The sequence below is a fragment of the Kitasatospora sp. NPDC059827 genome (genome assembly GCF_042731675.1).
Taxonomy (GTDB): domain Bacteria; phylum Actinomycetota; class Actinomycetes; order Streptomycetales; family Streptomycetaceae; genus Kitasatospora.
In genome coordinates this window covers 60254-75523 of sequence record NZ_JBHWIV010000014.1, presented here as the reverse complement: position 1 = coordinate 75523, position 15270 = coordinate 60254, and the positions used below count along the sequence as shown (strand labels likewise).

Annotated in this window: 10 protein-coding genes; 4 read left to right on the top strand and 6 right to left on the bottom strand. The window is 72.3% G+C overall.

Translation table 11 applies throughout. From position 1 onward, the window contains the following. Nucleotides 1-99: 99 nt before the first annotated feature. From ACFV8H_RS12020 to ACFV8H_RS11995, 6 genes are all read right to left on the bottom strand, one after another. Nucleotides 100-267, bottom strand: coding sequence for a hypothetical protein (locus ACFV8H_RS12020; protein ID WP_380398803.1), 168 nt, complete (start codon nt 265-267; stop codon nt 100-102). 621 nt (nt 268-888) lie between these two features. Continuing rightward, on the bottom strand, nt 889-1548 hold the full coding sequence (locus tag ACFV8H_RS12015; RefSeq protein ID WP_380398801.1) for an HAD family hydrolase: 660 nt from the start codon (nt 1546-1548) through the stop codon (nt 889-891). Nucleotides 1549-1620: 72 nt separating this feature from the next. Then, nucleotides 1621-2316, bottom strand: a complete 696-nt coding sequence (locus ACFV8H_RS12010) for a hypothetical protein (protein ID WP_380398799.1) — start codon at nt 2314-2316, stop codon at nt 1621-1623. Further along, entirely contained in the window at nt 2313-6566 is a 4254-nt protein-coding gene (locus ACFV8H_RS12005; RefSeq protein WP_380398798.1) for an NEW3 domain-containing protein, read from the bottom strand. The genes ACFV8H_RS12010 and ACFV8H_RS12005 overlap by 4 nt, the downstream gene beginning before the upstream one ends. A 91-nt stretch (nt 6567-6657) precedes the next feature. Beyond that, a complete protein-coding gene (locus ACFV8H_RS12000; RefSeq protein WP_380398796.1) occupies nt 6658-9132 on the bottom strand; it encodes a discoidin domain-containing protein in 2475 nt (824 codons plus the stop codon). 271 nt (nt 9133-9403) lie between these two features. After that, nucleotides 9404-10429: a LacI family DNA-binding transcriptional regulator gene (locus tag ACFV8H_RS11995; RefSeq protein ID WP_380398795.1), complete on the bottom strand. Its 1026-nt coding sequence runs from the start codon at nt 10427-10429 to the stop codon at nt 9404-9406. A gap of 133 nt (nt 10430-10562) precedes the next feature. On the opposite strand from ACFV8H_RS11995, the gene ACFV8H_RS11990 reads away from it, so the two are divergent. From ACFV8H_RS11990 to ACFV8H_RS11975, 4 genes are all read left to right on the top strand, one after another. Beyond that, nucleotides 10563-11852 (top strand): ABC transporter substrate-binding protein, encoded by a 1290-nt coding sequence (locus ACFV8H_RS11990; RefSeq protein ID WP_380398793.1) that lies wholly within the window; start codon nt 10563-10565, stop codon nt 11850-11852. A gap of 189 nt (nt 11853-12041) precedes the next feature. Beyond that, on the top strand, nt 12042-12914 hold the full coding sequence (locus tag ACFV8H_RS11985) for a carbohydrate ABC transporter permease (RefSeq protein ID WP_380398792.1): 873 nt from the start codon (nt 12042-12044) through the stop codon (nt 12912-12914). A gap of 4 nt (nt 12915-12918) precedes the next feature. Continuing rightward, nucleotides 12919-13851 (top strand): carbohydrate ABC transporter permease, encoded by a 933-nt coding sequence (locus ACFV8H_RS11980; protein WP_380398790.1) that lies wholly within the window; start codon nt 12919-12921, stop codon nt 13849-13851. Between the two features lie 84 nt (nt 13852-13935). Further along, on the top strand, nt 13936-15210 hold the full coding sequence (locus tag ACFV8H_RS11975) for a glycosyl hydrolase (protein WP_380398788.1): 1275 nt from the start codon (nt 13936-13938) through the stop codon (nt 15208-15210). The last annotated feature ends 60 nt before the right edge of the window (nt 15211-15270 follow it).

Sequence of the window (15270 nt, the reverse complement as noted above, 5' to 3'; positions counted from 1 at the left end):
CCCGGGGCCGGCCCGACCCCCGTCGGGGTGGATCGTGAACGACGGAGGGCCCCGGCGATCGGCCAGGGCCCTCCGCATCGCGCAGGCGGAGTCGCCGGATCAGGAGACGCGCTTCAGCTGCCAGGCGTTGTTGTTGAAGCTCGGGTTCGACCAGGCGACACAGCTACTGGTGTAGTACGCGCCGGTCTGGACCCAGCCCGCCGGCGGGTAGGTGGTGCTGCAGGCCTGGACCACGGTGCCGACGGGCAGTCCGGTGAGCTGCTTCACCTGCTTGATGTTCGGGCTGAAACTCTGCGTACCGCAATTGCTGCTGTAACCCCAACTCACATCGACAGAGCCGGCCGGGGTGAGAGTGCTTCCGCACATGGTCGTGACGTCACCGGGGGCGGCCTGGGCGGGCGCCGCGGCCAGGGCCAACATCGCCGCAGTTCCGGCGATGGCCATACAGGTGGTACGGAGGCGAATCATGGGCGATGGCTCCTTCTGATCGGGGGTGGCCGGTCAGGCCGTGGAGCTATTCCTATGGTTTGATCATCGGTTTCGGATAGCGACTTTCAGGCCTAAAGATCCACCGTGCAGATCTCCACCGCAGGCCTCGCCGGACTGCAGCCGCCCCTTCGCCCGGTTCCTGCCTGGCCCCTGGATACGGCACCGACGGACAGTCGAACCGGCCCGCCGAGCGCGCTGCTCGGCGGGCCGGCAAGAGCGGGCCCCAATCGCCTGATACGGCGTGCGCTCTGCTGGAGCAGGCGCTCGATCAGCTGGGCGCGACCTGGTACCCCACCGGCATGGACCGCATCCGCGAGGCCCGCCGGGCGCTCGCGAGCCGGCAGGACTCGGACTCGGTCCGGCGCATCGACGACCGCCTCTACTCCTGCTCCGCGACACTCAGTTCACTCCAGCGTTAGCCTTCGCGATCAGTTCCGGCAGCTGGCTGAGCGAGTCGATCCGGAAGGTCGCCCGATCGGCTGCGGGGTCGTGCTGCTGGATCCAGCCCCACGGCCCCCGGCGGATCAGCGCGGTACACATCCCCGCCCGGGCAGCGGGGAGGACGTCGTTGTCGAGGCGGTCGCCGACGTAGAGGATCTCCTCCGGTCGCGCCGGGACCGCCTCCGCCACCCGCTCGAAGAACGCCGGATCCGGCTTGCTCGCACCCCAGTCGTCAGAGGTGCCGATCAGGTCGACGTCGTCCGTGAACAGCCGGCGAAGGATCGCGCCGGCCCGCACGGTCTGGTTGCCCGCGATCGCGAGCCAGAGGCCGTCCGCCCTCAACCGTGCGAGGGCCGGACGGACGTCGGAGTACAGGTCGTCCTCGTCGAAGGTCTCGGGCTGACCGGCCGCCGACCGCTTCTCGCGCTCCTCGTACAGGTCGAAGCCCGGTCGGAAGACCTGGAACGTCTCGCGGTAGTCGCGGCCCTCCGCGATCACGGCACCGAGCTGGGCGACGAAGGTGTGCCGAGATACGCCCAGCCAATCCGCCCAGGTGCCGTACTCCCGGGTCTCGTCCACCAGGCACTCGCCGACGTCGAACACCACTGCACGGATCATGGCGGCAGCCTAACGAAGCCAGGTGCCTGCCGCGCCCGGGGGCCGGGCGCGGCAGGCTCGTTGTCAAGGCGCTCAGTGGCGGTGGTGGTTGTCGGGTTGGGCCGGGTCGCCGGGGTGTTCCAATCCCTCGACCAGGGTGAGGCGTTGGGCTCGCTCGTGATCCAGCCAGCGGACGAACTCCGCGCGGCGGGCGGCTTCGCGGAGGGCCGGGGTGGGGTCGGGGTTCCGGGGGACGGCCAGGGTGGCGAGGAGCATCGCCGTCCAGGGGCCGACGGTGACCCATTCGCCCGGCGGGGCCTCGCGAAGCGCCTCGGCGAGGGCCTCCGGGAGGGTGTCGGGGTCGGCTTCGAAGCCGCCGTCGGGGAGGGCGAGGTGCCAGCGGGTGGTCGGTGGGCGGGTGGTCACGGCGCGGTAGTGGGCGAGGTCGGCGGCGGACGGCTCGATGTCGGCGGTCACGGATGCGTAGACGGCGCGGACGGCCGCGCTGCCCTCGTAGGCGGCCGCCGTGATGGAGCCGAGTTCGACGGCGGCCTGTTGGTCGAGGCGGGACGGGCCGGATGCGACGACCGGGAGGCCTCGTTCGGCGGCGACCGTCTCGCAGAGGGCCTCGGTCAGCAGCACCTGGGCGACCCACCGGGTGAGCTGGCGGTCCTCCGAACTGCCGGGCAGGGGAAGGGCGGTGGAGCGCGGGCCGCCCCGCAGGGCGGCGAGGCGGGCGTCGAGGGCGGTGCGCGGGAGGGGGCGTCCGTCGAGCAGGCCGAGGGTCATGCCTCCACCACCAGGGCGACGGTGGGGGCGTACTGGCAGCGGCCGAACCACATGACCTTGGCGAGGGCCCAGTACGCGCCGGGGTCGAGGGACTCGGGGGCGGTGACGGCGAAGTCGACGGTGACGGCCGAGTCGGCGGGGACGGCGAAGCCGCGCACCGGGTCGGCGACGGCCTCCCACGTCCCCCACGGGGAGACCAGTTGCAGCTCGCCGCGGATCTCACCGCGGGTCCGGTTGGTGAGGGTGAGTCCGAGCAGGGCCCGGCCGCCGGGGGCCACGCGCAGGGTCTCGGCGGAGACGTCCACGGACAGCCCGGTGTCGCGGCCGGTCGTCGCCTTGGTGCCCTGGGCGGCCGTCCAGTCCTCGGGGGCGTCGCCGGGGAGGGGCAGCAGCGCGGGGAGGTCGCCGACGGCGATGGTGACCACGTCCTCGACCGCCTGCCCGTCGTGCTCGATCCGGACGGCGGCGAAGTGCAGCCCGGGCCGGGCGTCCGCCGGCGGGGTGAGGGTGACGGGGAAGCACAGGTGGCCGTCGGGGGCGAGCCGGTACGGGCGGCTGCCGAGACTGGTCGCCCAGCCCTCCGGCGGCAGCACGACGGCCGTGCCCTCGACCGCGGCGTCCCGCAGCTGGGAGGAGAGGGCGACCGAGAGCGTCACCGGCTCCCCCGCCGTCCGCAGCAGCCCGGGTGAGGCGCCGACCGACACGGGCAGGTAGCCGAGCGGCGCCGGGCCCCGGTTGTGCAGCCAGTAGCGGGCGTGGACGGGCTGGGCGGGTTCGACGACCGGGCCGAGCGCCGTTCCCCCGGGCGCGCCCCCGGGCCGGGCGGAGACGCCGGGCGCGGCGAGCAGGGTGGTGATCGACGAGCCGGGCAGGTCCAGCTCGGCCGGGCCGAGGGGGCGCTCCAGCAGGTCGGCCGCCCGCAGGTCGGTCAGCCCGAGCGCACCGCCGAGTGCCGCCGTCCGGCCGAGGCCGGTGGATTCGACCAGCCGGACGGTCAACTCGGGCCCGACAGGCGCCGCCGAGCCGTGGGCGATCGGGTTCCCGGCCGGCTTGAGCGCGCCGAGCAGCACCTCGCGCTGCGGTTCGACCCGCAGCCAGGACAGCGTGGCGGGCAGCGGGCCGTCCTGCGGCGCGGCCAGGATCCGCGCGTACAGCGGGTGGTTGAACTCCTGCCCCTGCGCGGGCAGCGCCTGCGCCCGCCAGTCACCGTCACCGCCGACCAGGGCATAGCCGAACTCGTGGGTCCAGTGCTGGAGTTGGAAGGAGGCGCCGTCGGGCAGGGTGCGCCGGGGCGGGTCGATCCACACCCCGGACGGCCAGCCGGTGCAGGAGCGCATCAGCGACAGGTGCAGCGCGCCGGTGGTGTCCACCGCGAAGCCGGGCAGGCCGAAGCTGAGCAAGGCCACGGTGTGGTCGGCGAGTTCCTCCGACACCGACACCGACTCCGACACCGACTCCGGCCCCGACTCCGACACCGGCACCGGGCAGACGGCGGTGATCCGGGCGTCGGCGAGGTCGTCCACCAGGGCCGGCACATCGGCGACCACCAGCGCGGGCAGGGAGCGCAGGTCCCGCAGGTCCGCGTCGGGCCGCCACACCTCGGCCAGCGGTGTCAGTGCGGGCACCCACACGGCGCCGTGCGCCTTGAGCGCGGCCGCGTACTCCTCGCCCGCCCGGTCGATCAACTCCCGTGCTGCGTCGTTGACTTCCGGGCTGCCGACGACGATCCGGAAGTCCGGCAGGTTGGAGTCGACGTCCAGCCAGCCGTACCGCGCCCAGTCCGCCCCCGAGGTGGTGGCGGTGACGCCGACCCGGGCCAGCGCGACCACCAGCGGACGGGCGTCGGCGGCGTCGTCCAGGGTCGGGACGACCACCTCGGCCACGCCGAGCGCGCGCGAGCCGATGACCTCGCCGGAGGCCGAGGTGAGCGCTACCCGCGCGGTGGCGCCCAGCCCGAACCAGGTGTTGGCCGGGTTGTCCAGCGTCCACGGCGCCTCCGCCGAGTCCACGTCCGGCATCGCGAAGCCGCGCCCGACGACCGCGCCGGCGACCTCGCTGACCGGCAGCCCGCCGGGGACGTCCACCGGGAAGCGCAGTCGCAGCAGCCGGTCGGCGCCGGAGTAGTCGACCGCCCTGGTGCGGCAGTCGACCCGGTCCAGCCCGCGCCACAGCGTGACCGTCTGCTCGTAGCGCAGGCCGTCGACCGTCCCGCCGATCACCAGCCGCTCGCCGAGCGGCCCGGTCTCGCGACGCACGGAACCGGCGTGGTCCCCGGAGCCGACCACCGGCCCGCTCGGCACCAGGTGCCACGGGCCCTCGCCGAAGTCGGGGTGCTGCGGGTACTCCTCGTACACCCGCAGTTCGTTGCCGATCCGGCCCTCCTGGATCAACTCCCGCTCGTGCAGCAGGTCGTACACCGAACCGAGCCCGCCGCCGCGCGCCGGGTCGGCCGTCACCCGGTACCGCTCGTTGGCGATCACCACGCCTTCGGCCTCCGCCCACGCCGGGGCCGAGGGCTCCCCGGGCACCAGCCGCCAGGTGCGCCAGCCGAGCGCGGGCACGTCGGCGGCCAGGAACCGCAGCACGCCCCGGTCGACGGCGCTCGGCACCGCCGCGCCGGCCGCGTCCAGGACCCGCACCGACCCTGAACCGGCGGGGAGTTCGACCGACACCAGGTCCGTCCGGTCGAAGGACAGCGTGTTGGTCACCACCAGAGCCGAGCCGACGCCGTCCGGGGAGATCCGCGCCGTGGAGATCCGCGCCGTCAGCGCGTCCAGCGCCGCGTCCCGGACGGCCGACGCCAGGTCGTACGCCTCCCGCCAGCCGCCCAGCAGGTCCAGGTACACCTGGTCCGACTCCGAGCCGGTGATCGCGTCGTGGTGGGCCCCGTAGGCGAGTTGGCGCCACACCTTGTCGAGCGCGGCGGCCGGGTAGGCGCCGAGCCCGTTGACGACGGCCAGCGCGGCGAGCTTCTCCGCGTCCACCGCCGCGACCTCGCCGGCCCGTTGGGCCTGCTTGGTGTCGATGTAGGAGACGTCCTTGCCGGTGTACACCGGGTTCATGTCGCGGGTCTGCGGGCTGGGCCGGCGCCCGGTGGCGGCGAGTTCGGCCCGGACGGCGTCCAGGAAGTCGCGGGGGGTGGCGCAGACGAAGCGCGGCCACAGGTACTTCTCGGGCCAGGAGCGGTGGATCGCGGTGACCCACTTGTTCGGCGGGGTGTAGTCCGTGCCCACCGGCAGCAGCAGGTTCCTGGTCGCGCCGACCGGCTTGAGCTTGCGGTACAGCTCGTACACCGCCTGTTCGGCGGCGGCGAGGTCGGGCGAGGAGTCCATCCACCAGCCGGCCGAGTAGTGGTGCGGCATGTAGTGGGTGAGCACGCCCTCCCCACCGGGCGCGATCCACTCGAACTCGCTGGGGAACTGCATCACCCGGGCGTCGTCCTTGCCCTGGCGGAAGTTCTTCTGGATCGGGCCCCACTGGTGGAACGGCCCGCGGGCCCAGGCGCTGCCGGTGAGGCCGGCCGCGGCGAGGTGGCCGGGGAACTGCGGGTCGTGGCCGAACACGTCGAGCTGCCAGGCGGTCTGCGGGTCGCCGCCGAGGATGTCGCGCTGGTAGCCGATGCCGTGGACGATGTTGCGGATGGTCGTCTCGGCGCCGGTGAGGTTCGTGTTGGGCTCGTTGTAGGTGCCGCCGACGAGCTCGACCTGCCCGCGCTCCAGCAGTGTGCGGAGCACCGCGCGCCGCTCCGGGTGCTGGTCGAAGTACGGTTTCAGGTAGTCGACCTCGGCCAGCACGAACTTGTACACCGGGTCCCGCAGGGCCAGGTCGAGGTGGGCGTCGACGAGGGCGAAGCCGTTGCGCTCCCAGAGCGGCCGGGTGGTGGCGTCGGCGCCGAGCAGCTCCCACGGCGAGGTGTAGGCGGCCTGGGTGTTCCACCAGACCGGGTCGTAGTGGAAGTGGGAGACCAGGAACATCGTCCAGCCGGGCTCGGCGACCTCCACGACACCGGTCGCCTCGCTGCCCACCACCCTTACCGTGACGGAAAGTTGCGCGCCGACGGACGCTCCGGTGATCTCCAGGGGGACGTCGACCAGCCCCGTGCCGGTCGCCTCGCCGCGGACGCCCGTCCCGCTGACGGTGATCGGGGCGGCCGGCCCCTCGACCGTCACCCGCAGGATCTGGCGCGGGGCGTCCTCGGGGCCGACGAACAGGTCGGTGCTCTCGACGGCGGTGATGGTGGTGACCGGCACGGGGGTGGTCCTTTCGGTACGGAGGCCTACGCGGTGACGGAGGCCTGCTCGGCTCGGAGGCCTACGCGGTACGGAGACGCGGTACGGACGCCTACTGGCCCCAGGCCTCGAACTCGTAGATGCGGGCGGCCGGATCGCCGTTCTGGGTGGGCTTGGTGACGACCAGCCGGACGTAGCGGGCGGTGGTGTCCACCGGGTGGGTGGTGGTGCCCGCGGTGTTGCCGGTCACGGTGGCGACGGTCGTCCACGGGTCGGTGCTCTTCGCCCGGGCCTGGAGGGAGAAGTCCCGGGTGTTGTACGCGGCGCTCTCCCCGCCCGCCTGGGCGTGCCGGACCACGAACCTGTTCAGCTTCTTCGCCGAACCGAGGTCCACCTCCAGCCACTTGGCGGTCGTCAGCGTGCACCACTTGTCGCTCGTGCCGCCGTTGACACTGCCGTTGACGGCCTTGGCCGGGCCCTCGTTGGCGTTGCACTGGCCGGAGGCGGTGGCGGGGCGGTTGAGCGCCAGGTCGGTCGAGCCGGTCGGCGGGGTGGCGTTCCAGCCCACGGTGGTGGAGGCGACGGCCGAGTGCCCGTAGGTGGTGGACACCGCCTCCACGTCCAGCGTGGTGACGGCCTCGGTGCCGGCCCGGTCCAGCCGCCCGACGTAGTAGGCGTCGTTGGGGGTGGCCCCCAGGAAGGTCCGGCTGCCGTCCGGGTTGCGCCGGTACACCTCGTAGTGGTGGACGTTGCCGCCGGGGGCCGCCGTCCAGGACAGTCGCAGCGACTGGCTCGCGCCGGCCGTCACGTCGCTCGCACCGAGCACGGTCAGCCCGCTCGGCGCGGCCGGGGCCTCCACCGTGCCGTCGTAGAGGGCGACTTGGCCGACCCGCAGGTCGTAGGCCGGGTCGTTGCCGGCGACCTGGAGGGCGAGCTGGGCGATGGTGCGACCGGCGTACCGGGAGAGGTCGAGGGTGTGCCGCTCCCAGCCCGTCCCGGTGTTGCTCCCGACGTCCACGGTGGTGAAGCTGCCCGGGGCGTCGGTGAAGGAGACCGCGGCCTTGAGCTTGGTCGGGCCGGCGGCCGGGGTCTTGACCACCAGGTCGAGCTTGCTGTTCGCGGCGACCGGCAGCCGGGTCTGGTAGAGCCGGACGGTGTTGGTGGCGTCCAGGGTGCCGGTCAGCCGCAGCGAGGAGCCGCCCTGGTAGGCGTCGGTGAAGTCGACGGACGGGCTGAGCCTGCTGCCGCTGGAGTCGACCACCCAGCGGTAGGTCGGCGGGACGTCCTGGAGCGAGAGGTTGTTCCAGCCGCCGGTGGCGACCCGGGTGCCGGCCGCGTTGTAGAAGTCGCCCTGGCCGGTGTCGAAGTTGGTGACGAAGGGCTTGGCGGTGATCGGCGAGGACTCGGCGACGTAGCCCGCCAGGCCGGGCCATCCGGACGAGAGGTCGACCTTGGACGGGTCGTTGTTGGCGCCGACCCAGTAGCGGGCGTCCTTGGCGTAGAAGTCGGCCCGGTCGGTGGCGGACTTCCAGGTCCACTCGGGGCGGTAGAGGCCGAGCGAGGTGGTGTGCGGCTGCCCGGACGGGAAGAGGGTGTTCCAGTCGACGGAGGTGTTGTAGCCGTTCGCCTCGGTGTCGATACCCGAGTACAACTCGTACTCGCTGCGGCCGAGTTGCCGGGCCAGGGTGCGGGAGGAGTCCAGGCCGTCCTGGCTCCAGCCGAAGTTGAGGAACATCGAGTCCGAGGTTCTCTTCGAACCGTCCTGCAGGAAGGGTGAGTTGGCGGAGGTGAGGGCGTTCTGCCAGTCGACCGCACCGGAGGTGGTCATCGCGTCGTACCACATGAAGTCGGTGCCGCTCTGCGCCTTGGTGTACTGCATCAGGTTGCGCACCTCGCCGGCCAGGCCCGAATCCCCGCCGCCGGTCTCCTGGTTGATGAACCAGCCGTCGAAGCCGTAGTACTGGGCGGCCTGGGCGAGCTTGTCGGCGACGGGGTAGCGGTTGCCGGACTTCTGGACGAAGTCGCGCACCCACTGGAGCTGGCCGCCGTACGCGGCGGGCGGGAAGAAGACGGTGCCGTAGACCTTGACGCCGTTGCGGTGGGCGGCGTCGATCACCGTCGGGTTGGGCGCGAGGATCAGGCCCTCGCCGGCCGAGCCGCCCCAGAACACCAGCTTGTCGACGTACTGCCAGTAGCCGAAGGCGTAGTAGTTGGGGTCGGCGGAGCCCTGGGAGGGGTTGTTGGAGGTGGGGCCGAAGGAGACCAGCGAGGCGATCTTCCCTTCGCCGGCGCGGGCGTTGGGGTTGGCGGCCAGGGCCGGGTCGCTGGTGCGGGGCTGAAGCGGGACACGGGAGCGGTTGAACCGGGCGTCCGGGTCGGTGGCGGGATCCCAGCTGAGGATCGTGCTGGGGTACCAGTAGGAGGCGTACGGCTGGCTGCCCGGGCCGGCGGGTGCCGTGGGCAGCGGCGCGGCAGCCGTGGGCGGCGGCGCGGCGGCCGTCACGGGTGCGGCCCAGGCGGAGGGCGTGGCGGTGAGTGCGGCCGTCGCGAGGACTGCGCTGAGCAGCAGGGGTAGGCGTCGTGACATGCGGGGGCTCCGATCGGGCGGAGGGGTGGGGGCGGGCCCGCCGTCGCGGACGGGGGCCGGCCGCATGCGGGCGTGCCGGTGCTGAACCGAGGGGAGCCGGAGGCCACAGGAACGGGCAGCATGAGCGGACCCTCTCGGCGCAGCGAGGCTAAACCGGTTCAGAACGGGTGTCAACGACCCGGACAACAACCACCCGGAGGAGTCAGGAACCGGCACCCGGAGGAGTCCGGAACCGCCGCCCGGCAGAGTCAGCGACCACCACCCGAAGGAGTCAGGAACCGCCGCCCGGCGGGGAGGTGGACTCCCGCACCGTCAGCCGGGGCGTCGGCATCTGGAGGTCGCGGTCGGGCCCGGCGCCGTCCAGGGCCTCCAGCAGGCTGCGCGCGACCTGCTCGCCGAGCGCGAAGGTGTCCCGGCTGAGCGCGGTCAGCGGCGGGTGGACGATCCGGGCGAGCACCGAGTCGTCGAAGGAGACGATGGACAGCTCCCCGGGCACCGAGACGCCCATCTCCCCCGCCACGCCCAGCCCGGCGACGGCCATCACGTCGCTGTCGTAGACGATCGCGGTGGGCCGCCCGGGCCGGGAGAGCAGGGTGCGGGTGGCCGCCGCGCCCTCGGCGTCGCTGAAGTCGGTGGGCACCGACAGCGCCTCCTCCAGCCCGAGCCGGCGCGAGGCGTCGCGCAGCGCGCGGATCCGGCGCTGGGTGTGCTGGAAGTGCGGCAGCCCGGCGAGGTGGGCGATCCGGCGGTGCCCGATGGCGGCCAGATAGTCGACGATGGAGAGCATCGCCTCCCGGTCGTCGGCCCAGATCCGCAGCTGGTTGCCGCCCTTGCCGGGCCCGCCCAGGACGACGGCGGGCAGCCCGAGTTCGTCCAGGACGGGCAGCCGCGGGTCCTTGACCTGGAGGTCCACCACGATGAACCCGTCCACCCGGTGTTCGGAGGCCCAGCGCCGGTAGACCTCGATCTCGGCGGCGGTGTCCTCGACCACCATCAGGTGCAGGGCGACCGAGCTGGCCGAGAGCACGGCCTGGAGGCCGGAGAGCAGTTGGCTGAAGAACGGCTCGACGCCGATGGTGCGGGCCGGGCGGGCGATCACCAGGCCGACGGCGTCGGAGCGGGCGCCGCCGAGGGCGCGGGCGGCGCTGTGCGGGCGCCAGTTCATCTCCTCGGCGACCCGCAGGATCCGGTCCCTGGTCGCCTCGCTGACACCGGGCCGGCCGTTGAGCGCGAAGGAGACCGCGCCCTTGGAGACGCCGGCCTGGCGCGCGATGTCGGCGATCGTCGGTCTGCCCACAGGATCCGACTCCTCTCTTGACAGTCAAGTTTAGGCGGGAGCATAGTCCCTGCCAGAGCTAGACCGGTTTAGTTAAGCAGGTTCTGACACACCACCACCCATCCCAGAACCCCAGGACCACCGGGAGACCCTCATGCGAAGAATCTGGGCGGCACTGACCACCACGGCCCTCACCGCGGCGGCCCTCACCGGCTGCGGACTCGGCTCCGGAGACACCAAGAGCAGCGACAACGTGGCGAGTGCGGCCGCCACCGGTGAGGTCAAGGGCAAGGTCTCGATCCAGACCTGGGCGCTCAAGCCGAAGTTCACCGACTACATGCAGGGCGTGATCGACGGCTTCAAGAAGAAGTACCCCGGCGTCGAGGTCGACTGGCTGGACCAGCCCGGCGAGGGCTACTCCGACAAGGTGCTCAGCCAGGCCGCCTCCGGCACCCTGCCCGACGTGGTCAACCTCCCGCCGGACTTCGCCTTCCCGCTGGCCAAGAAGGACGTCCTGCTGGACGTCGCCAAGGCCGACCCGAAGCTCGCGGACGAGTACGTGGCCGGCGGCGTGGGCGCCTACCGCTACCGCGGCTACCAGGGCACCTTCGGCTACCCCTGGTACCTCAACACCGATGTGAACTACTGGAGTTCGGACCTTCTGACGAAGAACGGGCTGGACCCGAAGAAGCCCCCGACCACCCTGGACGAGCTGATCGCCCAGGCCCGGGTGATGAAGGAGAAGTCCGGCGGCCAGGCCTACCTGATGAGCCGCAAGCCCGGCCTCGGCGACCTCTACAACATCGGCGTCAAGATCATGGCCGACGACGGCAAGTCCTTCACCTTCAACACCCCGGAGGCCGCCGCCCTGCTGGACAAGTACCGCGACGCCTTCAAGGAGGGCCTGATGCCGAACGGGGTGCTCACCGACACCTACGCCGGCAACTCCAAGCTGTTCAGCGCCGGGACCGCGGCCTGGACCACCGGCGGCGGCAACTTCATCACCAGCCTCGCCACCGACAACCCCACCCTGGCGCCGAAGGTCGTCCCGTCCCCCGCGATGGGCACCCCGCCGCTGTACGTCCAGGGCCTGTCCATCCCGAAGAACACCAAGAACCCGGCCGCCGCGGTCGCCCTGGCCCGCTGGGTCACCAGCCCGGAGAACCAGGCCGCCTTCGCCCACCTGACCAGCGTCTTCCCGTCCACCAAGGCCTCCGCGAGCGACCCGTTCTTCAGCAAGAGCGACGGCACCAACGCGGGCGACGCCAAGGTGATCGCCTTCACCTCGCTCGCCAAGGCCGAGCTGATCCAGCCGGTCGAGGTGGACGACGCGATGGGCACCGTCGTCAAGCAGCAGTTCGCCCTCGCCATCAGCGGCCAGAGCAGCTCCCAGCAGGCCCTGGACACCGCCGTGGAGCAGTGCAACAAGCTGCTCAAGGGCTGATCCCCCGCCGCCCCTGAGCACCGACCTCCCGCAGTTCCGACGATCCGAAGAACCGATGAATCGCAGTCCCGTACCCCCTACCGGCGAAGCGGCGGGTCCTCCCCCACACCCGCCGCCCCGGGCCTCGCACACCCCCGGGGCCTGTACCACCCCGGGCCCCGGAAGGCCCAGCCCCAGGAAGGCATCCGCATGACCCACCGGCGCTGGTTCACTCCCTGGCTGCTCGCCGGCCCCGCGATAGTCTGGCTGGCCGTCTTCAACCTCTGGCCGGCCGTCAACACGGTGATCCTCTCCTTCACCAACGCCAAGCCCATCGGCGGCGGCCGGTTCACCGGCCTGGAGAACTACGGCCGGCTGCTGGACGACGCCCAGCTCGCCGACGCCCTGCTCAACAGCATCGTGTTCATGCTGGTCTGCCTCCCCCTGCTGACCGTCCTGCCGCTGCTGCTCGCCCTGCTGGTGCAGCGCCGGATCCCCGGCATCACCTTCTTCCGCACCGCCTTCTACACCCCGGTGATCGCCTCCGCCGTCGTGGTGGCGCTGATCTGGGGCTGGGTGCTGGACGACCGGGGCCTGGTCAACGGCCTGCTCCAGGAGGGCGGCCTGGCCGACTCCCCGGTCCCCTTCCTCACCGACCGCTGGCTGCTGCTGTTCAGCGCGATCGCCCTGACCGTCTGGAAGGGGCTCGGCTACTACATGGTGATCTACCTCTCCGCCCTCGCCAACGTCCCGCACGAGCTGCACGAGGCGGCGGCCGTGGACGGCGCGAGCCCGCTGCGCCGCTTCTGGCACATCACCCTGCCGGGGGTGCGCCCGACCATGGTGCTCATCTCCGCGCTCATCTCGGTGAGTTCGCTGCGCGTCTTCTCCGAGTTGTACGTGCTCTCCAACGGACTGGGCGGCCCCGGCGGCCGCGACATGTCGGTGGTGATGCTGATCCAGATGTACAGCCGCGGCTTCAACGGCCACCTGGGCTACGCCTCCGCGCTCAGCCTGCTGCTGTTCGTCGTCACCCTCGGCCCGATGCTGTTCCTGCTGCGGCTGAACCGGAAGGCGGCCTGAACCCGTGACCACCGCGACCACCGACCCCCGCCGCAAGCCCGACCCGAGCGCCGAGGGGGGCAGGAGGACCAAGGGGGCCAAGGAGGCCAAGGGCGGCGCCCGCGGCTTCAACACCCCCTCCCGCGCCCGGACCGCCACCCGCTACCTGCTCCTGCTGCTCGTCCTGCTGCTGGTGATCGGCCCCTTCCTCTGGCAGTTGTCCACCGCCCTCAAGGGCCCCACCGAGGACGTCTACACCCGCACCCCGAGCTTCCTGCCCGACCAGCCCACCCTGGGCAACTTCGGCAAGGTCGCCGACACCATCCCGGTGTGGACGTACGCCCTCAACTCGCTGACCGTCGCGGCCGTCTGCATCGCCGGCAACGTGGTCGGCTGCACCCTGGCCGGCTACGCCCTGGCCCGACTGCGCTTCCGCGGCGCCCGGCTGCTCCTCGGCCTCTTCCTGGCCACCCTGGTGCTGCCCGGCGAGGTCACCATCGTCTCCCAGTACGTGCTGGTGCGCGGCCTCGGCCTCGCCGACAGCCTGGCCGGGGTGGCCCTGCCCGGGGCGATCGCGATGCTCAACGTGCTGCTGATGCGCACCGCCTTCGCCGCCGTACCGGCCGAGCTCGACCAGGCGGCGCTGGTGGACGGCGCCAACGTCTGGCAGCGGCTGTGGTACATCGGTCTGCCGAACGTGCGCGGCATGCTCAGCGTGATCGTCATCTTCACCTTCATCGGCGCCTGGGACGACTTCCTCTGGCCGCTGATCGTGCTCAACGACCCGCAGAAGTACACCCTGACCGTCGGGCTCCAGTACCTCAACGGCACCTTCTCCGCCAATCCCCGGCTGATCGCGGCCGGCACCATGATCGCCTTCCTGCCGATCGTCGTGGTGTTCGCCGTCTGCCAGCGCTTCTTCTTCCAGGGCGTCGAGGAGGGAGCCGTCAAGGGCTGAGCCCCCGAGGACGAGAACACCGTCCGTACGCCCCGACCCAGTTGAGGTAGCCCACCCGTGACCCCCGTGACCCCCGTAACCACCGTGACCACCGTTTCCACCACCCCGCAGGCCCCGCGTTTCGGCGTCAACTACACCCCCAGCAAGGGCTGGTTCCACCACTGGCTCGACTTCGACCTGGACGCCGTGCGCGCCGACTTCGACTCGGTCGCCGCCCTCGGCCTGGACCACGTCCGGGTCTTCCCGCTCTGGCCGCTGTTCCAGCCCAACCGTACCCTGATCCGCCCGCGCGCCGTCGAACAGCTGACCGCACTCGTGGACGCGGCCGGCGAACGCGGCCTGGACGTCGCGGTGGACGGCCTCCAGGGCCACCTGTCCAGCTTCGACTTCCTGCCCGCCTGGACGCAGACCTGGCACCGCCGCAACCTGTTCACCGACCCCGAGGTCCTGGACGGCCAGGCCGCCTACCTGCGCACCCTCGCCGGGGCCCTGCGCGAACGCCCGAACTTCCTCGGGATGACGCTCGGCAACGAGATCAACCAGTTCTCCGGCGCCCCGCACCCCGACCCCGACCGGTGCACCCCCGCCGAGGCGGAGGCCTGGCTGCGCCGGATGCTCACCGCCTGCGAGGACGGCGCGCCCGGGCGGCTGCACCTGCACGCCTCCTACGACGCGGCCTGGTACCTGGACGAACACCCCTTCACGCCCTGGCACTCGGCCCGCCTCGGCGGCGCCACCGCCGTGCACTCCTGGGTCTTCAACGGCACCGCCCAGCGCTACGGCGCCCACGCCACCGCCACCGCCCAGCACGCCGCGTACCTGGTCGAGCTGTCCAAGGCCTGGGCGGACGACCCGGGCCGCCCGGTCTGGCTGCAGGAGGTCGGCGCACCCGCCCCGCACATCACCCCCGCGGACGCGGCCCGGTTCACCGGCGCCACCGTCGAGGCCGTGCTGGACTGCCCGGACCTCTGGGGCGTCACCTGGTGGTGCTCCCACGACGTGGACCGCTCGCTCGCCGACTTCCCCGAACTGGAGTACAGCCTCGGCCTGTTGACCACCGACCGGGCGGTCAAACCGGCCGGCGCCCGGCTCGCCGAGGCCGCCGCCGAGGCCCGCCACAGCTGGCAGCCGCCCAAGCCGCGCAACACCGCCGTGGTGGTCGCCACCGGCGACGAGGTCACCTCCCCGCGCCGCGCGGACTGCGGCCCCGGCGGCCCGGTGTACGAGGCCTTCATGCGCCTCGCCGAGGCCGGCGCCCGCCCGACCACCGTGCTCGCCGAACGCGCCGGGGACGCGGCACACCTGGCGGCGCGCGGTATCACCGAGGTGGTCCACCCCGCCGACGTAGGTTCTCTGTAGTCCGCGCCGTCCCCCCTCCCTTCCACCGCCCTCCCCAGCAACCGCCCTCCCGCACGCAAC